The 23,889-nt window shown below is 57.1% G+C and carries 28 protein-coding genes and 1 pseudogene; 10 read left to right on the top strand and 19 right to left on the bottom strand.

All coding sequences use genetic code 11. The features are described from left to right. Together CW267_RS14015 and ytfE are read left to right on the top strand one after the other, a co-directional pair. Nucleotides 1–148: pseudogene (locus CW267_RS14015) on the top strand (EamA/RhaT family transporter); the annotation flags it as partial. A gap of 82 nt (nucleotides 149–230) precedes the next feature. Beyond that, the gene (gene ytfE, locus CW267_RS14010; RefSeq protein ID WP_100781637.1) at nucleotides 231–893 is read left to right on the top strand and encodes an iron-sulfur cluster repair protein YtfE; all 663 of its coding nucleotides are present in this window, start codon (nucleotides 231–233) and stop codon (nucleotides 891–893) included. A gap of 66 nt (nucleotides 894–959) precedes the next feature. Here ytfE and cycA read toward each other — a convergent pair whose 3' ends face one another. Beyond that, nucleotides 960–2,363 (bottom strand): D-serine/D-alanine/glycine transporter, encoded by a 1,404-nt coding sequence (gene cycA / locus CW267_RS14005; protein ID WP_008807170.1) that lies wholly within the window; start codon nucleotides 2,361–2,363, stop codon nucleotides 960–962. A gap of 305 nt (nucleotides 2,364–2,668) precedes the next feature. Then, complete coding sequence (fklB, locus tag CW267_RS14000) at nucleotides 2,669–3,289, bottom strand: FKBP-type peptidyl-prolyl cis-trans isomerase (RefSeq protein WP_002886687.1); 621 nt, start codon at nucleotides 3,287–3,289, stop codon at nucleotides 2,669–2,671. A 218-nt stretch (nucleotides 3,290–3,507) separates the two neighbouring features. On the opposite strand from fklB, the gene CW267_RS13995 reads away from it, so the two are divergent. Further along, a complete protein-coding gene (locus CW267_RS13995; RefSeq protein ID WP_023296926.1) occupies nucleotides 3,508–4,182 on the top strand; it encodes a LysM-like peptidoglycan-binding domain-containing protein in 675 nt (224 codons plus the stop codon). Nucleotides 4,183–4,290: 108 nt separating this feature from the next. Here CW267_RS13995 and rplI read toward each other — a convergent pair whose 3' ends face one another. Genes rplI through rpsF form a run of 4 tightly spaced genes read right to left on the bottom strand, consistent with a single transcriptional unit; the run spans nucleotide 4,291 to nucleotide 5,729 of the window. Beyond that, nucleotides 4,291–4,740 (bottom strand): 50S ribosomal protein L9, encoded by a 450-nt coding sequence (gene rplI / locus CW267_RS13990; RefSeq protein WP_008807173.1) that lies wholly within the window; start codon nucleotides 4,738–4,740, stop codon nucleotides 4,291–4,293. A gap of 41 nt (nucleotides 4,741–4,781) precedes the next feature. Continuing rightward, nucleotides 4,782–5,009, bottom strand: a complete 228-nt coding sequence (gene rpsR, locus CW267_RS13985) for a 30S ribosomal protein S18 (protein ID WP_000135199.1) — start codon at nucleotides 5,007–5,009, stop codon at nucleotides 4,782–4,784. A 4-nt stretch (nucleotides 5,010–5,013) separates the two neighbouring features. Then, entirely contained in the window at nucleotides 5,014–5,328 is a 315-nt protein-coding gene (gene priB / locus CW267_RS13980; protein WP_002885722.1) for a primosomal replication protein N, read from the bottom strand. A gap of 5 nt (nucleotides 5,329–5,333) precedes the next feature. Beyond that, entirely contained in the window at nucleotides 5,334–5,729 is a 396-nt protein-coding gene (rpsF, locus tag CW267_RS13975; protein ID WP_008807174.1) for a 30S ribosomal protein S6, read from the bottom strand. Between the two features lie 341 nt (nucleotides 5,730–6,070). Here rpsF and CW267_RS13970 point away from each other — a divergent pair, with 341 nt between their 5' ends. Both CW267_RS13970 and CW267_RS13965 read left to right on the top strand, forming a co-directional pair. Then, on the top strand, nucleotides 6,071–6,346 hold the full coding sequence (locus CW267_RS13970) for a DUF1471 domain-containing protein (RefSeq protein ID WP_002885689.1): 276 nt from the start codon (nucleotides 6,071–6,073) through the stop codon (nucleotides 6,344–6,346). 149 nt (nucleotides 6,347–6,495) lie between these two features. Beyond that, a complete protein-coding gene (locus tag CW267_RS13965) occupies nucleotides 6,496–7,689 on the top strand; it encodes an MFS transporter (RefSeq protein ID WP_023296925.1) in 1,194 nt (397 codons plus the stop codon). A 65-nt stretch (nucleotides 7,690–7,754) separates the two neighbouring features. On the opposite strand, the gene CW267_RS13960 is transcribed toward CW267_RS13965, so the two are convergent. Genes CW267_RS13960 through ulaA form a run of 6 tightly spaced genes read right to left on the bottom strand, consistent with a single transcriptional unit; the run spans nucleotide 7,755 to nucleotide 12,164 of the window. Beyond that, nucleotides 7,755–8,441 (bottom strand): L-ribulose-5-phosphate 4-epimerase, encoded by a 687-nt coding sequence (locus tag CW267_RS13960; protein WP_012969108.1) that lies wholly within the window; start codon nucleotides 8,439–8,441, stop codon nucleotides 7,755–7,757. After that, on the bottom strand, nucleotides 8,441–9,295 hold the full coding sequence (locus CW267_RS13955) for an L-ribulose-5-phosphate 3-epimerase (protein WP_008807178.1): 855 nt from the start codon (nucleotides 9,293–9,295) through the stop codon (nucleotides 8,441–8,443). Before CW267_RS13955 ends, CW267_RS13960 begins: the two co-directional genes overlap by 1 nt. 9 nt (nucleotides 9,296–9,304) lie before the next feature. Continuing rightward, nucleotides 9,305–9,955, bottom strand: coding sequence for a 3-keto-L-gulonate-6-phosphate decarboxylase UlaD (gene ulaD / locus CW267_RS13950; protein WP_008807179.1), 651 nt, complete (start codon nucleotides 9,953–9,955; stop codon nucleotides 9,305–9,307). 13 nt (nucleotides 9,956–9,968) lie between these two features. After that, nucleotides 9,969–10,436 carry a PTS ascorbate transporter subunit IIA gene (gene ulaC, locus CW267_RS13945; protein ID WP_100781638.1) on the bottom strand — a complete coding sequence of 156 codons (468 nt, stop codon included), beginning with the start codon at nucleotides 10,434–10,436 and terminating at the stop codon, nucleotides 9,969–9,971. A 9-nt stretch (nucleotides 10,437–10,445) separates the two neighbouring features. Next, nucleotides 10,446–10,751, bottom strand: coding sequence for a PTS ascorbate transporter subunit IIB (gene ulaB, locus CW267_RS13940; RefSeq protein ID WP_002885682.1), 306 nt, complete (start codon nucleotides 10,749–10,751; stop codon nucleotides 10,446–10,448). 12 nt (nucleotides 10,752–10,763) lie between these two features. Next, nucleotides 10,764–12,164, bottom strand: coding sequence for a PTS ascorbate transporter subunit IIC (gene ulaA / locus CW267_RS13935; protein WP_012543107.1), 1,401 nt, complete (start codon nucleotides 12,162–12,164; stop codon nucleotides 10,764–10,766). 366 nt (nucleotides 12,165–12,530) lie between these two features. Here ulaA and ulaG point away from each other — a divergent pair, with 366 nt between their 5' ends. Both ulaG and ulaR read left to right on the top strand, forming a co-directional pair. Beyond that, the gene (ulaG, locus tag CW267_RS13930) at nucleotides 12,531–13,595 is read left to right on the top strand and encodes an L-ascorbate 6-phosphate lactonase (RefSeq protein WP_008807182.1); all 1,065 of its coding nucleotides are present in this window, start codon (nucleotides 12,531–12,533) and stop codon (nucleotides 13,593–13,595) included. A gap of 107 nt (nucleotides 13,596–13,702) precedes the next feature. Further along, nucleotides 13,703–14,458: an HTH-type transcriptional regulator UlaR gene (gene ulaR, locus CW267_RS13925; protein ID WP_008807183.1), complete on the top strand. Its 756-nt coding sequence runs from the start codon at nucleotides 13,703–13,705 to the stop codon at nucleotides 14,456–14,458. Here the strand turns inward: ulaR and yjfP are convergent. Next, nucleotides 14,455–15,171: an esterase gene (gene yjfP, locus CW267_RS13920; protein WP_023296924.1), complete on the bottom strand. Its 717-nt coding sequence runs from the start codon at nucleotides 15,169–15,171 to the stop codon at nucleotides 14,455–14,457. The genes ulaR and yjfP overlap by 4 nt on opposite strands. Before the next feature lie 209 nt (nucleotides 15,172–15,380). On the opposite strand from yjfP, the gene bsmA reads away from it, so the two are divergent. Both bsmA and yjfN read left to right on the top strand, forming a co-directional pair. Then, nucleotides 15,381–15,689: a biofilm peroxide resistance protein BsmA gene (bsmA, locus tag CW267_RS13915; protein WP_008807185.1), complete on the top strand. Its 309-nt coding sequence runs from the start codon at nucleotides 15,381–15,383 to the stop codon at nucleotides 15,687–15,689. 137 nt (nucleotides 15,690–15,826) lie between these two features. After that, nucleotides 15,827–16,102: a DUF1471 family protease activator YjfN gene (gene yjfN / locus CW267_RS13910; RefSeq protein ID WP_008807186.1), complete on the top strand. Its 276-nt coding sequence runs from the start codon at nucleotides 15,827–15,829 to the stop codon at nucleotides 16,100–16,102. Here the strand turns inward: yjfN and CW267_RS13905 are convergent. The 6 genes from CW267_RS13905 to CW267_RS13880 form a co-directional block, all read right to left on the bottom strand. Further along, a complete protein-coding gene (locus CW267_RS13905) occupies nucleotides 16,093–17,730 on the bottom strand; it encodes an isovaleryl-CoA dehydrogenase (protein ID WP_100781639.1) in 1,638 nt (545 codons plus the stop codon). The genes yjfN and CW267_RS13905 overlap by 10 nt on opposite strands. Before the next feature lie 125 nt (nucleotides 17,731–17,855). Then, a complete protein-coding gene (gene rlmB / locus CW267_RS13900; RefSeq protein ID WP_008807188.1) occupies nucleotides 17,856–18,587 on the bottom strand; it encodes a 23S rRNA (guanosine(2251)-2'-O)-methyltransferase RlmB in 732 nt (243 codons plus the stop codon). Between the two features lie 82 nt (nucleotides 18,588–18,669). Next, entirely contained in the window at nucleotides 18,670–21,108 is a 2,439-nt protein-coding gene (gene rnr / locus CW267_RS13895) for a ribonuclease R (RefSeq protein WP_008807189.1), read from the bottom strand. Between the two features lie 36 nt (nucleotides 21,109–21,144). Then, on the bottom strand, nucleotides 21,145–21,570 hold the full coding sequence (nsrR, locus tag CW267_RS13890; protein ID WP_002885667.1) for a nitric oxide-sensing transcriptional repressor NsrR: 426 nt from the start codon (nucleotides 21,568–21,570) through the stop codon (nucleotides 21,145–21,147). A 150-nt stretch (nucleotides 21,571–21,720) separates the two neighbouring features. Continuing rightward, the gene (locus tag CW267_RS13885) at nucleotides 21,721–23,019 is read right to left on the bottom strand and encodes an adenylosuccinate synthase (protein ID WP_012543110.1); all 1,299 of its coding nucleotides are present in this window, start codon (nucleotides 23,017–23,019) and stop codon (nucleotides 21,721–21,723) included. A 102-nt stretch (nucleotides 23,020–23,121) separates the two neighbouring features. Then, nucleotides 23,122–23,319, bottom strand: coding sequence for a DUF2065 domain-containing protein (locus tag CW267_RS13880; RefSeq protein WP_002885664.1), 198 nt, complete (start codon nucleotides 23,317–23,319; stop codon nucleotides 23,122–23,124). A gap of 223 nt (nucleotides 23,320–23,542) precedes the next feature. Here CW267_RS13880 and CW267_RS13870 point away from each other — a divergent pair, with 223 nt between their 5' ends. After that, entirely contained in the window at nucleotides 23,543–23,833 is a 291-nt protein-coding gene (locus CW267_RS13870) for a hypothetical protein (protein WP_008807192.1), read from the top strand. Nucleotides 23,834–23,889: the final 56 nt, after the last annotated feature.

Below are 23,889 nucleotides of genomic sequence, written 5' to 3'. Positions count from 1 at the left end.
GCTGCTGTATACCTTCCTGCTGCGGCAAAGTTTACCGCCGCTGCTGACCCTGAGCGGGATCCTGTTGCTGGTGCTCGGCGTGGTCTCCGCCGTACGCGCCAGACCGGAAAAACCGATGCTGCAGCCGCTGACGGACGAAAAAAAGTAGCCAGGCCTCCTTAAGGGGTATTCCCTCGCCACAAAGATGCATTTAAAATACATCTTATATTCCTGATGACGAGGTAACTGCTATGGCTTTCCGTGACCAACCTTTAGGCGAGCTGGCGCTGACCATCCCGCGCGCCTCCGCCCTGTTCCGTCAATACGATATGGATTACTGCTGCGGTGGCAAACAGACCCTGGCGCGCGCTGCATCGCGGAAAGCGCTGGATGTCGCGGTGATTGAAGCCGAGCTGGCGAAACTGGCCGAGCAGCCCCTCTCCCGCGACTGGCGCGCGGCGCCCCTCCCGGAGATTATCGACCATATCATCGTCCGCTATCACGACCGGCACCGCGAACAGCTGCCGGAGCTGATCCTGCAGGCCACCAAGGTTGAACGTGTGCATGCCGATAAACCGAACGTGCCGAAAGGGCTGACCAAATACCTGACCATGCTGCATCAGGAACTCTCCAGCCACATGATGAAAGAGGAGCAGATCCTGTTCCCGATGATCAAACAGGGGATGGGCACCCAGGCCGGGGGGCCGATCAGCGTAATGGAAAGCGAGCACGATGAAGCGGGTGAACTGCCGGAGGTCATTAAGCACATCACCCATAACGTGACGCCGCCGCCGGAAGCCTGCACCACCTGGAAGGCGATGTATAACGGTATCAACGAGATGATTGACGATCTGATGGAGCACATCAGTCTGGAAAATAACGTACTGTTCCCGCGCGCCCTTGCCGGAAAATAAAGAAAAAGGCGCCCGCAGGCGCCCTCGACATTGTCCGTCTTATTTGGCCACTCCGGGTGGCCTTTTTTATTTCGCCAGACGTTTTTTGCCGGCAAACAGCCAGCCCGCGCCCAGCAGAACAAACCACAGCGGGGTAACCATCAGCGCTTCACGGGTATCATCTTCCAGGGTCAACAGCACCAGTACGAAGACGAAGAAGGCCATGCACACCCAGCACATGAATTTGCCCAGCGGCATCTTGTATTTGGACTTCTCATGCAGCTGCGGGCGCTTTTTACGGTAGACCAGATAAGAGCAGAGGATAATCGTCCAGACGAACATAAACAGGATCGCCGACACCGTGGTGATCATGGTGAACGCGGCAATCACGCTCGGGTTGACCATCAGCATGACCACACCGCCCAGCAGGCACATGCAGGAGAAGGTTAAACCCTTCGCCGGCACCGCACGCTTCGACAGCTTGGCGAACATCTTCGGCGCCTGGCCATCCTGCGCCAGACCGAACAACATACGGCTGGTAGAGAACACGCCGCTGTTGGCCGAGGAGGCTGCGGAAGTCAGCACCACAAAGTTGATCAGGCTCGCCGCCGCCGGCAGGCCGACCAGCACGAACAGCTCAACGAACGGGCTCTTGCTCGGCACCACGGAGCTCCACGGCGTCACCGACATAATCACAATCAGCGCGAAGACGTAGAACATAATGATACGCAGCGGAATAGAGTTAATCGCCCGTGGCAGGGATTTCTCCGGGTCTTTGGTTTCGGCGGCGGTGGTCCCCACCAGCTCGATCCCCACGAAGGCGAACACCGCAATCTGGAAGCCGGCAAAGAAGCCGCTCAGCCCTTTCGGGAACCAGCCGCCGTCATTCCACAGATGGGCGAAAGAGGCTTCGACGCCGGTCGGCGATTTGAAATGCATCATGACCATCACCAGGCCGACGACGATTAGCGCCACGATGGCGACGATTTTGATCATCGCGAACCAGAACTCCATTTCGCCAAACATTTTGACGGTGGCCAGGTTCAGGCCCAGCAGCAGCAGGATCACCGCCAGCGAGGCGACCCAGTCGGAGAGTCCGGGAAACCAGAACTGCGCGTAGGCGGTGATCGCCACTACGTCCGCCATTCCGGTGACGACCCAACAGAACCAATAGGTCCAGCCGGTAAAGTAGCCCGCCCACGGCCCCAGCAGATCGGCCGCAAAATCGCTGAAGGATTTATATTCGAGGTTCGACAGCAGTAATTCGCCCATGGCTCGCATAACGAAAAACAGCATAAAACCGATAATCATATAAACAAAAATAATAGATGGCCCGGCAAGGCTGATAGTTTTGCCAGAACCCATAAATAACCCAGTGCCGATCGCCCCGCCAATCGCAATCAGCTGAATATGTCGGTTTGTGAGATTTCGCCGTAGCGATTGTTCAGTCGGCTCCTGCTCAATAGCAGCGACTTTAACCTGATCTACCATGTGATTTCTTCCTGTTGTACCTGTCTGTGTTGTTCAGGCTCTGATGGCCCGTCGTCTGTCATTAACCCCAGCAAGGGCTAGTCGATATTAGGTAAGAATCGGAGGGATGAATACTATGATTTAGATATAATGTTAATTTTATGTTTAAAGTGAGTGTTATATCACTCATCCACCGCGAAATAGCTCACAAAAATACACCCATACGCGATGAATGCAAAACATAATTCTAATTAATTTTTAACTTAAGGATTTTACGCTATTTTTGCGGCTTCCCCCACCTCAGGGGAAGAGGAAGCCTCTGCTGTTTAGATAATATCCAGCAGTTCAACTTCGAAGATCAGGGTGCTGAACGGAGGAATCGACGCGCCAGCGCCGCGTTCGCCGTAGGCCAGGTTGTGCGGGATCGTCAGTTCCCATTTAGAACCGACCGGCATCAGGGTCAGCGCTTCAATCCAGCCGCCGATCACGCCGGTCACCGGGAATTCAGCTGGCTCACCACGGGCGACGGAGCTGTCGAAGACGGTGCCGTCGATCAGTTTGCCGGTGTAGTGCACGCGTACGCGGTCGGTACGTGCCGGGATCGGGCCTTCGCCCTGGGTCAGTACGCGGAACTGCAGACCAGATTCGGTGCTATTCACACCCTCTTTCTCGCGGTTTTCATCGAGGTATTTCTGGCCGTCGGCGGCCATGGCCTGGAAACGTTCGCGGCGTACGGCGTCAGCGCGCTCGTGGATTTCACGCAGCGCGCGGTGAACGGCTTCCACCGGCACCTGCGGCTGGTTACCTTCCAGCGCATCGGCGATACCCGCCACCAGCGCTTCCGGCAGCAGCCCCTGCAGGCCGGATTCGCTCAGCTGTTGTCCAACCTGCAAGCCGATACCGTAACTTGCCTGCGCTTCGATAGTGTCAAAAGTTGGGGTTGCCATCGTTGTTCCTTTTTGGGTGATAAACATCAAGAGAAAAGCGTGCGAAAGCATAACAGCCATAGCGAAATGGGTAAAACTTTGTCGGCGGATGATGACAAATCTCAGCGAAACAGAAACAATAGGTGGCAGCAGGTTAACTTTACTTTGTTCCGGTCATCAGGACGTTAGCCATCTATACTCATAGGCAGGATAAAAATATGCGGAGCAGGAGGAAAGCCATGCCCGGGCGCGTTGAACTGACATCTATTCTGGCGAAAATCTGGCACGCTCCGGATGATTTTCGCCTCCTGGACCCGCTGCCTCCGATGCACCGCCGGGGTATCATCGCTGGCTTCCTGTTAGTCATTATCGGTATTCTGCTCCCCGCCGACGATAACCAAAGCCCGGCCTCCACCAGCCGTGAAGCGAATCTGAACCTGCAGTCACAGTCCCAGCCGCAAGCTGGCGGCAATCAGGCCGTTCCCCTGCCGCCGATCACCAATACCCCGACCGTAAGCGATGCCGATCAGATGGCCCCGGTCGCCCCGGAACCGATTCAGGATGAGCAGCCAGATCAGGCGCAGACGCAGCAGCCCGCCGCCTCCCAGCCTTATCAATCCTCATCACAGCAGTCCGCGCCGGGTATTGAGCAGCAGTGGCGGACCTATCGCATCGAGTCAGGCAAAACCCTGGCGCAGCTGTTCCGCGATCATGGGCTGCCGGCCACTGACGTTTACGCCATGGCGCAGGTTGAAGGCGCTGGCAAACCACTAAGCACTTTGCAGAGTGGACAGACGGTGCAAATTCGGCAGAACGCCAACGGCGTGGTCACCGGGCTCACTATCGATACCGGCAACGGCCAGCAGGTGCTGTTTACCCGCCAGTCGAACGGCAGCTTTGTCCGTGCGCGATAGCGGAGAAGACGACAGCAAGCGTTACGCCGCCGCAAAATGAAAGGCGCTAAAAAGCAAAACGCCGGCACAAGGCCGGCGATTTGTTGTTACCAGAACGTCAGAGGCCGATTACTCAGCAACCACGTTGATGATAACTTTAGCGAATACTTCGCTGTGAACCTGGAAGTCCACTTCGTGCTCGCCAACGTTACGCAGAACGCCGTTCGGCAGGCGAACTTCGCTCTTAGCAACTTTAACGCCTGCTGCAGTAACAGCGTCAGCGATGTCGCGAGTACCGATGGAACCGAACAGTTTACCTTCGTCGCCAGCTTTGGACGCGATGGTTACGGATTCCAGGGCGTTGATCTGCGCAGCACGAGCTTCAGCAGCTGACAGAACGTCAGCCAGTTTGGCTTCCAGTTCAGCGCGACGTGCTTCGAAGAATTCAACGTTTTTCTTGGTAGCAGGAACAGCTTTACCCTGCGGGACCAGGAAGTTACGAGCATAGCCCGCTTTAACGTTAACCTGATCACCCAGGCTACCCAGGTTTGCTACTTTATCAAGCAGAATAACTTGCATTACCTTATCCTCTCAAAGTCGTATTAATGGACCGTGACCGATTACTGATGACGATCAGTGTACGGCAGCAGGGACAGGTAGCGAGCGCGTTTGATAGCGCGAGCCAGCTGACGCTGGTATTTTGCACGGGTACCGGTGATACGGCTCGGGACAATCTTACCGCTTTCGGTGATGTAGTTTTTCAGCGTAGCGATATCTTTATAGTCGATCTCTTGAACGCCTTCCGCGGTGAAACGGCAGAACTTGCGACGACGGAAATAACGTGCCATATGGCTAGTCTCCAGAATCTATCAATTCAATCTGCTCGGCATGCAGAACCATTTTGCTCAAGCCGTTCTTTGCCTTATGGCAAGAGATGAACCCTCGAACGGTTACTGCGCTACCGACCGTTATACTGTGAGTAATGGCCTGGTTTTCGTGACCGCTAATAATAACGGGCATTTGACACCATGCCTGCCGGTGAAAACCGGCTTCCTCCTGCACTGAACGATGCTCAAGCACAAACTGGCAGTGAGGAATTCCTGACGGGCTGACCTTACGAAGTGGAGTCCTGCAAATAATGCCGGACAGCTCCAGACGGTTGGTCATCAGGATTACTCTTCAGAATCCCCAGCTTCAGAATCATCTGCGGTTTCGTTGGCGAAATCTTCGCGACGCTCACGGCGCTCGTCTTTCGCTTTAACCATCGGAGATGCTTCGGTAACAGCGTGCTTAGTACGCATTACCATGCTGCGGATAACGGCGTCGTTGAAGCGGAAGTTAGTTTCCAGCTCATCGATCGCTTCCTGCGGCGCTTCAACGTTCAGCAGAACGTAGTGAGCTTTGTGCAGTTTGTTGATCGGATAAGCCAGCTGACGGCGGCCCCAGTCTTCCAGACGGTGGATCGTACCTGCTGCTGCAGTGATTGCACCAGTGTAACGTTCGATCATGCCCGGAACCTGTTCGCTCTGGTCAGGATGGACCATAAAAACGATTTCGTAATGACGCATCGAATTGCTCCTTACGGATTATTCAGCCTCCTGTCTGGGTCAGCCGCGGCCCATGGAGGCAAGGAACGTGTTAAAGGGCGGCTGAAAAATTGACGCGTCATTCTAATGGCGCCCCCCCAGGAACACAAGCGGATTTGCACAAATAATTCGCACTAAGCGCCAAGTGGCGCTTAGTGGGTGATTTAAAATTAACCAATAAAGGAAGCGGCATTTTTTTGAACGACTGCATCAGAAAAGGTTGCCATGCGACGAACGCGCAGCGATTACACTTATATCAGAGCCAAACGACCACAGGAGAGCCCCCGAGTCAGCGTCAGGACTGTCAGTCAGGAGCGTAGTATATGAAACTGAAAATCATCGCCATGATGGCTGCGCTTTTCTTCAGCGCCAACGCGCTGGCAGCTATCCAAATCACCGAACGTCAGGCCCGCAACATGGACGACGTGCAGAGCCTCGGCGTTATCTATATCAATCATAACATGGCCACTGAGCACGAGGCCGAGCAGGCCCTTAGCCAGATGAGCGATGCGCAGGGGGCGAAATACTTTCAGCCTATCCTGATGCACGAACCCGAAACCAACGGCCCGCTTCGCGCCAGCGCGGTGATATACCGCTAACGCCTGCCCGACTCTTCGCCTCTCTTCGCGAGGGGCGAAGCGAGGTTTTCACCTAAACGCAATTGAGAATTATTTTATAAACCGACTTATCAGCGCCATCGCAACCTGATTTAATCAGCCACTCGCCATTTGATAATCAGGAGTGATTGATGGTTCCGCGTTTCGCCACCTTAGGCCGTATCCCCAAAGGCGTTTGGGTACTCGGCGGCGTCAGCCTGCTGATGGATGTCTCCTCCGAGATGATCCACAGCCTCTTACCGCTGTTTATGGCCACCACCCTCGGCGCCAGCGTGATAATTATCGGTCTTATCGAGGGACTGGCGGAAGCCACCGCCCTGATCCTGAAAGTCTTCTCTGGCGTAATCAGCGACTATGTCGGCAAGCGCAAAGGACTGGCGCTGCTGGGATACGGCCTGGGCGCGCTCAGTAAGCCGCTGTTTGCCATCGCCCCCACCGCCGGAGTGGTGTTTAGCGCCCGCATGATTGACCGCGTAGGCAAAGGTATTCGCGGCGCGCCGCGCGATGCGCTGGTTGCCGACGTCACCCCGCCGGAGATCCGCGGCGCCGCCTACGGGCTACGTCAGGCGCTGGATACCGTCGGCGCGTTTCTCGGTCCGCTGCTGGCGGTGCTACTGATGTTTATCTGGGCCAACGATTTCCACGCCATTTTCTGGGTGGCGGTCATTCCCGCCGTGCTCTCCATTCTCCTGCTGGGTTTTGGCCTGCAGGAGCCAAAATCCGCCATCGCCCATAAACGCAGCAATCCGCTGAAGCGCGAAAATCTGCAAAAGCTCTCTGCCGCCTACTGGTGGGTGGTCGCCATCGGCAGCATCTTCACCCTCGCCCGCTTCAGCGAGGCCTTTCTGGTGCTGCGCGCCCAGCAGATGGATATCCCGCTGTTTACCATCCCGCTGGTCATGGTGGCGATGAACCTGGTCTACAGCCTCACGGCCTACCCGTTCGGTAAACTCTCAGACAGCATGAGTCACAGCAAACTGCTGCAGTGGGGACTGCTGGTGCTGATCCTCGCCGATATTGTGCTGGCGCTCAGCGGCCACTGGAGTACGCTGCTGCTCGGCGTCGCGCTGTGGGGGATTCATATGGGAATGACCCAGGGCCTGCTGGCAGCGATGGTTGCGCATACCGCGCCGCCGGAACTACGCGGTACGGCATTCGGTATGTTCAACCTGATGAGCGGCCTGGCGCTGCTGCTGGCCAGTACCGGCGCAGGGGTACTGTGGGAAACCTTCGGCGCCGCCTCGACGTTTTACGCCGGCGCGATAATTTGTATGGTCACGCTCATCGGCATGCGCGTGATGCCGTCGGCCTATCGTCAGGGCTAAAAAAAAGGCTCCGGGGCCAGACCAGTTGCTTCACCGTGAGGGGTGAAAGCCCCGGAGCGCGCTATCTACTTTTGCCCATAGTAGGCGTTTGGCCCATGCTTACGCTGAAAATGCTTATTCATCAGCCAGCTATCGATGGGCTGCAACTGCGGATTAATCCCGCGGGCAATCCACGCCATGCGCGCCACTTCTTCCATTACCACCGCGTTGTGTACCGCCTCGTGGGCGTCTTTGCCCCAGGCAAACGGCCCGTGCTGATAGACGACGATCCCAGGCGTATGCAGCGGATTCGACGCGCCCAGCGTTTCGATAATCACCTGCCCGGTGTTCAGCTCGTAAGCCTCGTCCACCTCCTGTGCGCTAAGCGCCCGGGTACAGGGGATATCACCGAAGAAGTAGTCCGCATGGGTGGTGCCAAGCGCCGGGATCGCCAGCCCCGCCTGCGCCCAGGCGGTGGCATGCGTCGAGTGGGTATGCACCACTCCGCCAAGGTCGGGATAACGACGATAGAGCGCCAGATGGGTGGCGGTATCAGAGGAGGGGCGATACAGCCCTTCCACCACGTTGCCCTCAAGATCCACGACAACCATATCGTCCGCCTTCATGGTCTCATAGGCGACGCCGCTGGGCTTGATCGCCACCAGCCCGCGCTGCCGGTCAATGGCGCTGACATTGCCCCAGGTGAAGGTCACCAGACCGTAGCGCGGCAGATCCATATTGGCCTCGAACACCTGCTGTTTCAGTTGTTGCATTACGCCGCCTCCATCAGGCCCGCGCGGGCCATCCGCGCCTTCACCCAGTCACGTGCCTTCGCCACCTCCGCCAGCGGATCAGCGCTGGTTTCGCTCCACATCTCAATCAGATACGGTCCGCAGTAGCCGGTCTGCTTGAGCGTTTCGAAGCAGCGTTCAAAATCGACCACCCCTTCGCCAAACGGCACGTTTTTAAAGACGCCAGGTTTCGTGTCTTTGACGTGTACCGCCACGATATGCCCGCTCCCCGCCTTCAGTTCCATCTGGACGTCGTTATCCCACGCTGACAGATTGCCGATATCAGGGTAAAGCTGGAACCACGGATTATTCAGGTAATGGGCGTAGCCTAAGGCCTTACTGATCGAGTTCATCAGCGGGTAATCCATGATCTCCATCGCCAGCGTGACCTGGGCACGGCTGGCCATTTCGACGCTCTGTTTCAGGCCGTCGCGAAAGCGGCGGCGCGTCTCATCGTTCGCCTGCTGGTAATAGACGTCGTAGCCTGCCAGCTGGATCACCCGGATCCCCACATCCTGCGCCAGCTGGATGGCTTTACGCATAATTTCCAGCCCCTGATGACGCACCGCGTCGTCTTCACTACCCAGCGGAAAACGGCGATGGGCGCTAAGGCACATCGATGGTACCCGGACGCCGGTGTCAGCCACCGCCTTGACCAGCGCCAGACGCTGCTCGGGGCTCCAGTCCAGTCGCGCAAGGCGCACGTCCGTTTCATCGAGAGACATTTCCACAAAATCAAAGCCCAGCGCCTTCGCCAGCTGCAGCCGCTCCAGCCAGCACTCCCCGGCGGGGAGCGCTTTTTCATAGATGCCGAGCGGAATGGATTTCGCCAACATAACCGCTCCTTAACCCCACAGCTGGGCGATAGAGCGTTTAAACTGGCGCGCCGCTTCCACCGGCGAGGCGGCATCGCGGATGCTGCGCCCGGCAATAAAGACGTGAATAGGGATACCCGCGAACAGCGGCAGGTCTTCCAGCGCCAGACCGCCGGTGACAGTCACTTTGAAGCCCATATCGGACAAACGTTTAATCGCGCTGATATCCGCCTCGCTCCACGCCACGCCTGCCGCCTGTGCGTCGCGGCTGCGGTGATAGACCACCTGCTGAATACCCGCCTCGCGCCATGCCTGCGCCTGTTCCCAGGTCCAGAAGCCGGTCAGCTCAATTTGCACATCGCCGTTAAATTCTTTGGCGACGTCCAGCGCCCCTTTGGCGGTATTGATATCGGCACAGCAGATCACCGTGACCCAGTCGGCGTTGGCTTCAAAGCACATCCGCGACAGGATCTTGCCGGCGTCGGCAATTTTGGCGTCCGCCAGCACGATTTTATGCGGATACAGCGCCTTCAGATCGCGCACCGCACGCACCCCTTCGCCGACGCAAAGAATAGTACCGACTTCAATGATATCCACCTCTTCGGCGATCAGGCGGGTCGTTTCATAGGCACTGGCCAGCGTTTGGTTGTCCAGAGCGACCTGTAACATAGGTAATGACATGATGGTGTTCCTTTTAAACAGCCGCCGCGGTGGCGTTTTTGATTAAATCCAGCACTTCCTGCTCGCTACGGCAGGCGCGTAAACGGTCGAAATTGGCTTCATCGTCAAACAGGTTAACGATCTGCATGATGCCCACCTCCTGGTGGGTGGTGGCGTCAACCGCCGCCATGGTGATCAGAATGTCGACCGGGTCGTTATCTTCGTGGTTGAAAATCAGCGGTTTCTTTAGCGTGACCAGCGCAAAGCCGGTTTTTTTGACGCCCTCTTCCGGCCGCCCGTGCGGCATGGCTAATCCCGGAGCGATCACAAAATAGGGGCCGTGCTGCGCGACGCCGTCGAGGATTGCCTGGTAGTAGCGCGGCTCCACCACGTCGGTGGCCACCAGCAGATCGACGCCGATTTTCACCGCCTCCTGCCAGGTTTCCGCTTCCGCCTGCAGGCGAATGGAGTGATTCTGCGCCAGTGATTCATGGAGTTTCATAGCCGCTCCTTATTTCACGTCCTGCGGGAAATGAGCTTTAATCACCTCCAGCAGTTTTGGGCCGAAATCCGCCGGCGACAGCATATTGCGTACGCCCACCACGTGTTTATTGCCGGAGACGGTAATCTCCCCCGCGATATGGGTTGAAGCGATGATGATATCCGCGCCGTTCAGTTCGCTTTTGTATTCACCTACCGCGCAGCTGTTTACCGTGTGGTCGATGTTGGATTGCGTCAGGAACTGATCCACCTTCATTTTCATGATCATGGAACTGCCTTGCCCGTTGCCACACACAGCCAGAATACGTACGGTCATAATCAGAACTCCTTATTGGGCAGAGGCCTCTGCCAGTTGTTTTTCCGCGTCTTCCTCGGCACGCAGAGCGCGGCCGGCGAAGAACATATAAGCCAGTGCAATCAGGATGATGACGGCCATAAACGCCAGCCCGATGGAGGCGAAGCCCTGCATCATCGGCGGCGCCAGAATCGACCAATCCGCCATCCCCATCCAGGCGCTCATACCGGTGAGCTTAACCGCCCATACGCAGCCGAAAATTTCAACCATGCCCATCACCAGGCAGATCTTGAGCGCAGCACGCCAGCCGCCGAAATGGTTGGCAAAAACGCCAATCGTCGCGTTGGAGAAGAACATCGGGATAAAGCCTGGAATAATCAGAATTGAAGAGCCGATGCCGACCAGAATGCCGACGGCAATCAGCTGGCCGATGGTGCCCCACATAAAGCCCCACACCACCGCATTCGGCGCAAAGCTGTAGATCGCGGCGCAGTCAATCGCCAGCACCGCGCCGGGGATCAGGCGTTGCGAGATGCCGTTGAAGGCTTCGGACAGTTCGGCGACGAACATCCGCACGCCCTGGGTAATGATGAAAATGGCCACCGCGAAGGAGAAACCGGTCTGCAGGATATAGACCGTCCAGTGGGTTTTGCCCGCCATCGCCTGCACCACGTCAATACCGAAGGAAAGCAGGATCGCGCCAAAGAAAATGGTCATCACAATCGCGGTAGAGACGATGTTGTCGTGGAAGATATTCAGCCAGCCAGGCAGCTTGAGGTCTTCGACGCTCTCCTCTTTTTTCCCCAGATACGGCGCCACTTTGTAGGCAATCCACGAGGCAAACTGCTGCTGGTGACCGATGGAGAAGCCGCAGCCGTCGGTGACCAGCTGAGTCGGCTTGAACATCATGTTGGAGGTGATCCCCCAGTACAGAGAGACCAGTACCGCGGTGCAGATAATGGTCGTCCACATCCCGTAACCAAAGATGAAGAACGAGACCGCAATCAGCCCCGCCTGCTGAAACATGATATGGCCAGTCAGCATGATGGTGCGGATACCGGTAATGCGGCGCAGCAGGACGTAACAGATGTTCAGCGCCAGTGCCAGGAGCACCGCATACCCTACCCAGCTGTAGGCCTCGCCCATCCGGTCGATGGTCGCCATCATAGAGGCGTAAGTATCGGAAATCGCGCCATTGATGCCATAGACCTCTGACATTTTCGCCACCACCGGCTTAAAGGTGCTGGTGAGGATGCCGGAACCGGCTTGTAACAGCATGAAACCAATGATGGTTTTGATCGTACCTTTGATAATCACGCTGACGCTTTTACGCAACAGGATATAGCCAAGGCAGGTCACGATACCCAGCAGCAGCGGAGCATTGGTCATGACCTGATTAAAGAAGACGGTAAAGATGTTGTAGAGGATCTCCATAACACACTCCAGAAGAGGAAGGCTTTGAACGCGCATGTCGCTCAGCAGTTGTCGTCGCCCTCACTCTAATAATCAAAAATAATCACAACAAGATTGAATTTGATTAAATGTGACGTACGCCGCAATAATCCTCACTTTCACTCTGGTCATTACCAATTATGTACGTAGACACACAAATAAACATTTTTAAATCATATAGATAAAACAACATCTAACGTCAATTTGAGCGGATGGAGCCCGGAAATTATGCGCGACGCCTCGCAAAAATGCAGGAAAACGAGATTGCAATCTTGAAAACACAGTGACAACATAAATCAAAACCAATCAAATACTGATCACTTTTGAAAATGCATGAGGAAGACCGCGATGAGTAAAGTCCAAACCATCACCCGAGAATCATGGATCCTGAACACTTTTCCGGAATGGGGTAGCTGGCTGAATGAAGAGATTGAACAAGAGCAGGTTGCGCCAGGCACCTTCGCCATGTGGTGGCTGGGCTGTACCGGCATCTGGTTAAAATCCGAGGGTGGGGCTAACGTCTGCGTCGATTTCTGGTGCGGCACCGGTAAACAGAGCCACGGCAATCCGCTGATGAAAACCGGCCATCAAATGCAGCGGATGGCGGGGGTGAAGAAACTGCAGCCGAACCTGCGCACCACGCCGTTCGTGCTCGATCCGTTCGCCATTCGCCAGATTGACGCCGTACTGGCGACCCATGATCATAACGATCATATTGACGTCAACGTCGCCGCCGCCGTGATGCAGAACTGCCCGGCCGATGTGCCCTTTATTGGGCCGAAAACCTGTGTCGACCTGTGGATCGGCTGGGGCGTACCGAAAGCGCGCTGTATCGTCATGAAGCCCGGTGATGTGGTGAAGATCAAAGACATTGAGATCCACGCGCTCGACGCGTTCGATCGCACAGCGCTGATCACCCTCCCGGCAGATCAAAAAGCCGCCGGCGTGCTGCCGGACGGCATGGACCAGCGCGCAGTCAACTATCTGTTTAAAACGCCGGGCGGCAATCTCTACCACAGCGGCGATTCCCACTACTCCAACTACTACGCGAAGCACGGCAACGAGCATCAAATTGACGTCGCCCTCGGCTCGTATGGCGAGAACCCGCGCGGCATCACCGACAAAATGACCAGCGCCGATATCCTGCGTATGGCGGAGTCGCTCAACGCTAAAGTGGTGATCCCGTTCCACCATGATATCTGGTCAAACTTTCAGGCCGATCCGCAGGAGATCCGCGTCCTGTGGGAGATGAAAAAGGATCGTCTGAAGTACGGCTTCAAGCCGTTTATCTGGCAGGTCGGCGGCAAATTTACCTGGCCGCTGGATAAAGACAATTTCGAATATCACTACCCGCGCGGCTTCGATGACTGCTTTACCATTGAGCCGGACCTGCCGTTCAAATCCTTCCTGTAAGCCGCCTCCGGCAGGCACTGCCTGCCGGAAATACCCCGTCTCAGGGTTAGTATTTTCACATGATTTCAAATATCATCTTTGCCGTTCACTTTTAATCGGATTCGCTCATGACGGAAGCGCAAAGGCACCAAATTCTGCTGGATCTGCTCGCCCAAACGGGGTTTGTTACCGTAGAGCAGGTGATGTCGCGGCTCGGGATCTCACCCGCAACCGCCCGACGTGATATCAACAAGCTGGATGAAAGCGGCAAACTGAAAAAGGTTCGCAATGGCGCGGAAGCCATTAGTGAGCAGCGCCCCCGCTGGACGCCGATGAATATCCATCAGGCGCAAAACCTGGATGAAAAAGTGCGTATCGCACGCGCCGCTTCGCAGCTGATCGCGCCGGGGGAAAGTATCGTCATTAACTGCGGCTCCACCGCCTTTCTGCTGGGGCGGGAATTGTGCGGTAAACCGGTGCAGATCATCACCAACTATCTGCCGCTGGCTAATTACCTGATCGACCAGGAGCACGACAGCGTGATTATCATGGGTGGACAGTACAACCGTAGCCACGCCATCACGCTCAGCCCCCACGGTAGCGAAAACAGCCTGTATGCCGGACACTGGATGTTCACCAGCGGCAAAGGACTCACCGCCGAAGGGCTCTACAAAACCGATATGCTGACCGCCATGGCCGAGCAGAAAATGCTCAACGTGGTCGGCAAACTGGCGGTGCTGGTCGACAGCAGCAAGGTCGGCGAGCGCGCCGGGATGTTATTCAGCCAGGCCGGGCAAATTGACGTGGTGATCACCGGGAAACAGGCTGATGCCGCAATCCTCAAACAGCTTGAGGATCAGGGCGTCAGCGTGATCCGCGTTTAAAGATGCTGGCGGAAAAAGGCGACCGTCGCGGCCAGCGCCTCTGGCGTAATGCGATGGCGGACGCCCTTTTGCCAGACGCAGGTCAGCCTGGCGGTAAGATCGCCTTGCCGCAGCGCCTGCTCAAGACGGAAGGTCTCTTCCGGCGGCACCACATCGTCAGCGTCCCCATGCCAGAGCAACAGCGGCCGCCGGGCAAGGGACGCCAGCTGATGGCTGACATCCCATTCGCGGAGACTGTCAGCATCAAAGCCAGGCGAGGGAAACAGGGTTTGCGACAGCGAACGAAAATAGCCCGACCCCATCAGACAAGCGACGCTGTTCAGTTCGGGATGGTGCGTCATGATGCCCAGCGCCGTCATCCCTCCCATCGAGGCGCCAGCCACCGCCAGCCGCTCTCCCTCCAGCCATCCCTCGGCGATAATCGCCTCGCGCAACGCGGGAAACTCCCTGAAATTCTGCTGCAGGATCGGCCAGAAGCGCTGCATCCGCCCGGCCTCGTCGCCCTGATAACGCGCCCCATGCTCCGGCGCATCCGGCATGATCACCCGGAAGCCCGCCTCGGCCAACGCCACCGCAAAGTAGCTGTAGACCAGCTTCGAGGAGGTAAAGCCATGATAAAAAACGATACAGGGTAAGGGTTTATTCAGACTCTCCTGCGGGCAGGCATGCAAAATTTCACCGCCGCCGAGGTTGCGCATTTCTAGTGCAATCATTTATCGTCTCCCTTCTCTATCGTGGTAAGGCGTCATGGGAAAATTCATTCACCGGGCAACCCAGTTTGCTACGATTCATAATGTTGAGAACCCGGTTACGCTTTCACAACATTTTCATTCGAAAATCGCGTCAGAGATAACAGTTCGGGAACATTCCCCGGCAATCCTGTTAAGGCTACCACTACACTATCACTATCAGGAAACGAGATATGGTTATGCGCAGGTTTTCACCGTGGTTACTGGCTATCGTCCTCAGCGGGTGTAGTGCCCTGCAGGGAACGCCGGAAGCCCCGCCGCCCGCCACCGACCATCCGCAGGAGATCCAGCGTAACCAGACGGCTGGCCTGCAGAAAATGGCCACGGTGAGTGTGCTGATGTACGGTTCGCCGATGGATGTCGAAGCGGCGCTGAAGGCCAAAGCAGAAGCGGCCAAAGCCGATTACTACGTCATCATCATGATCGATGACACCATGGTACCCGGCCAGTGGTATTCGCAGGCGATCCTCTATCGTCGATGACGAGGCGGCGTCTTTAAATCTGCTTTACACAGCTTTGCGTCCATTCACGTTCTCCTGTGCATAATAACGTTCGGCCAGCCACCTGGCAGGACGTTAGCAACGGACTGCCCTTGGGACTACGTGAAATGGAGCTGACGATGAAACGATCTTTTACCCTACCCAGCCTGCTGTTTACCGCTGCGACGGCCAATACGTCCGCGCAGTCAGCCGAATTCGCCAGCGCGGATTGCGTCACTGGCCTGAATGAAATCGGTCTGATCTCCGTCACTAATCTTTCCGGCAGCCAACAGGATGTGGAGCACGCCATTGCCCGCAAAGCGGACGAGCAAGGCGCCTCCTGGTATCGCATTATTCAGATGTACGAAGAACAACAGCCGGACAGCTGGCGCGTTCAGGCCATTCTCTACGCCTGAGGCGCCTGGCGCCCGCGCCCCATGGCCCGCAGCAGCAGGTCGTCGAGGGTCGGCGCATCAAGACGCATGCCGCCGCGGGTGTCGAGCATCATCCGACACCAGGCTTCAGCCAGCGGCGGCGAAGCGTGGCGCAGCATCTGCGCCCCCGCGCCAAGACGATAGACCAGCCGGGCAATCTCTCTCCCCTGCTCTTCGGCGGGCCGTCTCAGCAGCTGCTGCAGTTGACGCCACGCGCGGTCGAGATGGCGATTCTGTCCTTTCACCTCCGCGCACTCTGCCGCCAGCAGCTCCATCGCCGCCGGCTGCTTGCTGAGCACCCGCATGACATCGAGACACATAATGTTGCCGGAACCTTCCCAGATGCTGTTGACCGGCATCTCACGGTAGAGGCGCGGGAGTTCGCTCTCCTCGCAATAGCCGATGCCGCCGAGCACTTCCATCGCCTCGGCGACAAACGGGATGCCGGCCTTACAGATGGCAAACTTGGCAGCCGGCGTAAACAGGCGCGCCCAGGCGCTTTCCCGGGCATCCTCCCGACGGTCCCAGGCGCGAGCCAGGCGAAACAGAAACGCGGTTTGCCCCTCCAGACGCAGCGCCATTTGCCCCAGCAGCTGGCGCATCATCGGCTGATCGACCAGGTTTTTGCCAAACGCCTGACGCTGTAGCGCGTGATACAGCGCCACCGAGAAGGCGCGACGCATCAGGGCATGGCTGCCCAGCGCGCAGTCAAAGCGGGTCAGGCCGCCCATCCTGAGGATCTGCCGCACGCCGTCGCCCTCTTCGCCCACCAGCCAGCCGCAGGCATCATAAAACTCCACTTCACTGCTGGCGTTGGAGCGGTTGCCGAGCTTCTCTTTTAAGCGTTCAAGACGCACGCCGTTGCGCTGCCCGTCGGGCAGCAGACGCGGCACAAAGAAGCACGACAGTCCCGCGGGGGCCTGGGCCAGCACCAGGTGGGCATCGCTCTGCGGCACTGAGAAGAACCACTTGTGTCCCACCAGCCGGTAAAACCCTTCCGCCGTTTTCTCCGCGCGGGTGGTATTGCTCAGCACATCGGAGCCCCCTTGCTTCTCGGTCATCCCCATGCCGATCAGCAGGCCGCGCTTCTGGCCGCCAGGCGCGAGGTGGGGATCGTAACGGTCGCTCAGCAGCGGCGACAGCCAGTCGCGAAAGGGCGCGGGCAGGGCGTGCTGCAGCAGGGGCGTCGCGGCGAAGGTCATGGTAATCGGGCACAACGTCCCGGCCTCCACCTGGGCATGAAGCAGAAAGCGGGCGGCACGCGCCACAAACGCGCTTTCGCGGGCATCCTCCTGCCAGGCGAGGTTATGCACCCGGTTCGCGCACAGCCCCTGCATCAGCAGGTGCCAGGCGGGATGGAAGCGTACGTCGTCCAGCCGGGCGCCAGTGGCGTCATAGCGCAGCAGCTCCGGAGGGTTACTGTTGGCCAGGCGTCCCAGCTCCAGCGATTCGGCGGTCCCCAGCTGCTGGCCAATGCTGGCGAGCAGATCGCCATCCCAGCCGGCGCCTTCGCGGACCACCGCTTCACGCAAGGCGGTATCGGACAGGAAAAGATTGCTGTTATTCAGCGGAGTCGGTTGATTAAAAATGGTGTGCGTTTGCCAGTGCATCGTGTCTCCCTCCATCAATGGCGATAGCCATAAGTATGGTTTTCCAGGGGGATTCTCGCCCGCGAAAGCGGTCACAAAAAAGCCATCCCGGAGGATGGCTTTTTTGGAATCGTCGACGGTTCAGCTTAGCTGCGCTGGCGTACCGCTTCAAACAGGCAGATGCCGGTGGCCACCGAGACGTTCAGCGAGGAGACGCTACCCGCCATCGGGATGCTGATCAGCTCATCGCAGTGCTCGCGGGTCAGACGACGCATACCTTCACCTTCAGCGCCCATCACCAGCGCCATCGGGCCGGTCATTTTGCTCTGGAACAGCGTATGGTCGGCTTCTCCAGCGGTCCCGACGATCCAGACGTTCGCTTCCTGCAGCAGACGCATGGTACGCGCCAGGTTGGTCACGCGGATCAGCGGGACGTTCTCCGCCGCGCCGCAGGCCACTTTCTTCGCCGTCGCATTCAGCTGAGCGGAACGATCTTTTGGCACGATCACCGCATGCACACCAGCGGCATCAGCGCTACGCAGGCAGGCGCCGAGGTTGTGCGGATCGGTTACGCCGTCGAGGATCAGCAGGAACGGCTGATCGTGCTGCGCCAGCAGATCCGGCAGATCGTTCTCCTGATACTGACGTCCTGGCTTCACGCGGGCAATGATCCCCTGATGCACCGCGCCTTCGCTCTTCTCATCGAGGAACTGGCGGTTGGCCACCTGAATCACCACGCCCTGCGCTTCCAGGGCATGGATCAGCGGCAGCAGGCGCTTATCCTCACGGCCTTTCAGAATATAAACTTCCTGAAAACGCTCAGGTGCGCGTTCCAGCAGTGCCTGCACCGCATGGATGCCGTAAATCATTTCACTCATTGATGTACTCGTTTTAGGTTCTGTTATCCGTCCCCTTCACCCCGTTCTGCGCCAGCAGACTTCTGGAGTGAAGGGACGTCAATCACTCGGCGATTTTCTTCTTTGCCGCGCGCTTGGCTTTGGTCGCGGCGGCGATTTTCTGTGTTTTCGCCGACGGTTTTTTCGCTTTCTTCTCGCCTTTGGGCTTCGCTTTAGCCTGGTCTTTTTCTTTGCGGAACGCGCTATCCGGCTCGAAGTTCACCTGTTTACCCACCTGGCGGCGACGGCCACCCGGTTTGCCAGAGGTGCTCTTTTTCGCTTTCTCACGGGCGGTTTTGCCAACATTACGCGGCGCACGCTCGCTGGAAATCAGGCTGAAATCAATCTTACGCTCATCCATGTTGACGGCTTCCACGCGGACTTCCACGCGGTCGCCCAGACGATAAGTCTGGCCGCCGGACTCGCCGATCAGCCGCTGGCCAACTTGGTCAAAACGGTAATAGTCGTTATCCAGGGAGGAGACATGCACCAGACCATCGATAAACAGATCGTTCAGGCGGACAAAGAAGCCAAAGCCGGTCACGCTGGCGATGACACCGGAGAAGGTGTTGCCCACCTGATCCTGCATGAAGTCGCACTTCAGCCAGTCGGACACTTCACGCGTCGCTTCGTCGGCGCGGCGCTCGGTCATCGAACAGTGCTGGCCCAGCTGGAGCATCTCTTCCATGCTGTAGTGCCAGCCGCCGGTCTCGGTGCTATTCCCTTTATGTCCCTGCTCTTTTGCCAGCAGATACTTGATGGCGCGGTGTAGCGACAGATCCGGGTAGCGGCGAATCGGCGAGGTGAAGTGGGCGTATGACTGCAGCGCCAGGCCAAAGTGGCCACGGTTTTCCGGATCGTAGACCGCCTGCTTCATGGAGCGCAGGAGCATCGTTTGCAGCATTTCGGCATCCGGACGATCGGCAATGGAGGTCAACAGTTCGGCGTAATCGCGCGGCTCCGGCTTGTTGCCGCCCGGCAGCTCCAGTCCCAGCTCAGCCAGCACGGTACGGAACGAGGTAATCGCTTCGGTGCTTGGCTTATCGTGGATACGGAACAGTGCCGGCTCCTGCGCTTTCTCAACGAAACGCGCGGCGGAGATGTTCGCCAGGATCATACACTCTTCAATCAGCTTATGCGCATCGTTACGCTGAGTCTGTTCGATACGCTCAATACGGCGTTCGGCATTGAAGATGAATTTAGCTTCTTCACTTTCAAATGAGATACCGCCGCGCTCTTCGCGGGCGCTCTCCAGCACTTTGTAGAGGTTATGCAGCTCTTCAATATGCTTCACCAGCGGCGCGTAGTGTTCGCGCAGCTCCTGATCGCCCTGCAGCATATGCCACACTTTGGTGTAGGTCAGGCGAGCATGTGAACTCATCACCGCTTCATAGAACTTAAAGCCGGTCAGGCGGCCTTTTGACGAAATCGTCATCTCGCACACCATACACAGGCGATCGACCTGCGGGTTCAGCGAGCACAGGCCGTTCGACAGCACTTCCGGCAGCATCGGTACCACCTGCGACGGGAAGTAGACCGACGTCCCGCGGCTACGCGCTTCGCCGTCCAGCGGCGTACCAGGGCGCACATAGTAGCTCACGTCGGCGATAGCCACCCACAGACGCCAGCCGCCGCCGCGTTTCTTCTCGCAGTACACCGCGTCATCGAAGTCGCGGGCATCTTCGCCATCAATAGTGACCAGCGGCAGAGAGCGCAGATCGACGCGTCCGGCTTTCGCCTCTTCCGGCACCTGCTCTTTGAGGCCGGAAACTTGTTTTTCCACCGCCGGCGGCCAGACGTAAGGAATTTCATGGGTACGCAGCGCCATATCGACGGCCATGCCGGTGCCCATGTTGTCGCCCAGCACTTCGACGATTTTCCCGACCGCTTTGGTGCGGCGGGTTGGGCGCTGGGTCAGTTCGACCACCACCACGTAGCCCATCCGCGCGCCCATAATATCTTCAGGCGGGATCAGGATATCGAAGCTCAGGCGACTGTCGTCCGGGACGACGAAGCCGACACCAGCGTCGGTGAAGTAGCGGCCAACAATCTGGCTGGTTTTCGGTACCAGCACACGAACGATGCGCGCCTCGCGGCGGCCCTTACGGTCCGCACCCAGCGGCTGGGCCAGCACCTGGTCACCGTGAATACAGGTTTTCATCTGCTCTGACGACAGATACAGATCGTCCTTGCGCCCTTCAACGCGCAGGAATCCATAGCCATCACGGTGGCCAATAACGGTACCTTTGAGGAGATCAAGACGCTCCGGCAGCGCATAGCACTGGCGGCGTGTGAAGACCAGCTGACCGTCGCGCTCCATCGCGCGCAGGCGGCGGCGCAGCGCTTCTATTTGTTCTTCGCCCTCAATATTCAACTCGATGGCCAGCTCATCGCGGCTGGCAGGCTTTTCCCGTTTGGTTAAATGTTCGAGGATAAATTCCCGGCTCGGGATGGGATTCGCGTACTTCTCAGCTTCGCGTTCCTGGAATGGATCTTGTGACATATCGGTTCCTCCGTTGTCATCTCCGGCAGAGTGGCGTCACTCCACCAGTAATAATTTATAAAGCGGTTGATTCTTCTCAACCAAATCAGCCAGCGTATAGTTATCCAGCTCCTTGAGAAAACTCTGCGCGGCTTCAGCTAGCGCCTGTTTCAGACGACAGGCTGGTGTAATGTGGCAAAATTCGCTGCTGCAGTTGACCAGCGATAAGGGTTCAAGGTCGCGCACCACGTCGCCCACGCGGATCTGCCCTGCTGGTTTACCGAGGCGAATGCCCCCATTCTTCCCCCGCACGGCAGTCACGTAGCCCATGCGGCTTAACTGATTGATTATTTTAACCATATGATTACGGGAGACGCCATAGACCTCGGTCACTTCCGAGATGCTGGTCATGCGTCCTTCCGGCAGCGACGCCATATAAATCAGCGCGCGTAATCCGTAATCGGTGAAACTCGTTAACTGCACATAAACCTCAGGGAAAAGAAAACAGGGTATGTCGAGCGACATCATTATTATTGATGATAAACCAGCCAGCGCTCAGGCCGCTAATTTATTTGAAATGGGGCGGGCGAACAGCAAAAACAAGGGCGCCCGAACGGCGCCCCTTGAGAGTGATTACGCGTCGAACGGGTCGCGCAGAATCATGGTCTCGGTACGGTCTGGACCAGTAGAAATGATATCCACCGGCACGCCGGTCAGCTCTTCAATACGCTGAATGTAGTTCAGCGCTGCCTGCGGCAGACCGCTGCGCTCTTTCACGCCGAAGGTGGTTTCGGACCAGCCCGGCATGGTTTCGTAGATAGGCTCGATACCTTCCCAGTTGTCGGCAGCCAGCGGAGTGGTGGTCACTTCACGGCCGTCCGGCATACGGTAGCCGACGCAGATTTTCACTTCTTTCAGGCCGTCCAGGACGTCCAGTTTAGTCAGGCAGAAGCCGGACAGCGAGTTAATCTGCACCGCGCGGCGTACTGCAACCGCGTCCAGCCAGCCGGTACGACGACGACGACCGGTGGTGGCGCCGAATTCGTTACCCTGCTTGCAGAGGAACTCGCCAGTTTCATCAAACAGCTCGGTCGGGAACGGACCCGCGCCTACGCGAGTCGAGTAAGCTTTGATGATACCCAGTACGTAATCCACATAACGCGGACCCAGGCCAGAACCGGTCGCCACGCCACCCGCGGTGGTGTTGGAGGAAGTTACGTACGGATAGGTACCGTGGTCGATATCCAGCAGGGTACCCTGCGCGCCTTCGAACATCACGAAGTCGCCGCGCTTACGCGCCTGATCCAGCAGATCGGAAACATCAACGACCATGCCGGTGAGGATGTCGGCAATCGCCATGACATCGTCCAGCACTTTCTGGTAGTCAACCGCTTCTGCTTTGTAGAAGTTCACCAACTGGAAGTTGTGATATTCCATCACTTCTTTCAGTTTGTCAGCGAAGGTGGCTTTATCAAACAGGTCGCCAACGCGCAGACCGCGACGAGCAACTTTATCTTCGTAAGCCGGGCCGATACCGCGACCGGTCGTACCGATAGCTTTCGCACCGCGTGCTTTCTCACGTGCGACGTCCAGCGCCACGTGATAGTCGAGGATAAGCGGGCAGGCTTCGGACAGCAGCAGACGCTCACGAACAGGGATACCACGGTCTTCCAGACCTTTCATCTCTTTCATCAGCGCAGCCGGAGACAGCACAACACCGTTACCGATGATGCTGGTTACATTCTCACGGAGAATACCTGATGGAATAAGATGGAGGACGGTTTTTTCACCGTTGATTACGAGAGTATGGCCTGCGTTATGGCCACCCTGGTAGCGCACAACATATTTAGCCCGTTCTGTCAGGAGATCGACGATCTTCCCTTTACCTTCGTCACCCCATTGGGTGCCCAGTACGACGACGTTGTTACCCATTTTTCAAAATCACCGTTTGCTTAAAAATGGATTCTACCATCGCTTTTTCAGAGTTACAGCACTTTTTGCATCCAAAATAAGGCAAATCCGACCACTTTTTGATCAGCCAATCGATTTCCTCAACATGTAGTAGATCACAATCCCTGCAACCACAAGTCCGCCGCCAAAGCGGCGCAATAAATTATCCGGTAACTGGCTCAGGCTGGCGACCATTTTGCGCCAGGCGCGAGGATAGAGCAGCGGGCCGAGCCCTTCGAGTACTAAAACCAGCGCCAGCGCCAGCCAAATGGTGGAGTTCATTATCAACCCTAATTGAAAAGTATTATCGTCGCCCTCGCGGGCGTCATCGGCCAGCATGGTGAATTCATTCACTCATTTCACATTGTCCCGTATTTCATCTTCATTATGAACTGGCAAGGTGAAACAAAATTCACAACTAATTGTATTGCTGCATATTTTTTAAATTGTAACTATGCCGTCGCGTACTACAACCCGGTACGTCTACATAATCAGGAAGATTATCATGAGAGAATTAACCGCGTTTGAAATCGAAAATGTGAGCGGCGCAGGCTGGTTACAGGATGGCCTGGCTTCCTTAGGCAGCAAGGTCGGCGCCGCCGCATGGACGATGGGTACCGATGCCCTGAGCATCAACCTGCCGCTGATTGGCACCCTCAATCTGGCCGACCTGGCGCCAGACCTGGGCAAAACCCTGGGCGAAAGCGTTGGGTCGACTATCGGTGGCACCATCGAAAGTGCGCTGGCGAGCCTGCCGGTGATCGGTGGCCTGCTGAACAAACTGCTCGGCAACTAATTCACGCCCCCGCAGTATGAAAAAAGGCGCCTGAAACAGGCGCCTTTTCGCGTTAG

It is taken from the genome of Klebsiella sp. X1-16S-Nf21 (assembly GCF_002837615.1).
Classification (GTDB): domain Bacteria; phylum Pseudomonadota; class Gammaproteobacteria; order Enterobacterales; family Enterobacteriaceae; genus Klebsiella; species Klebsiella variicola.
The sequence above is the reverse complement of the archived record's forward strand: the minus strand, read 5'-3'. Positions and strand labels throughout refer to the sequence as shown.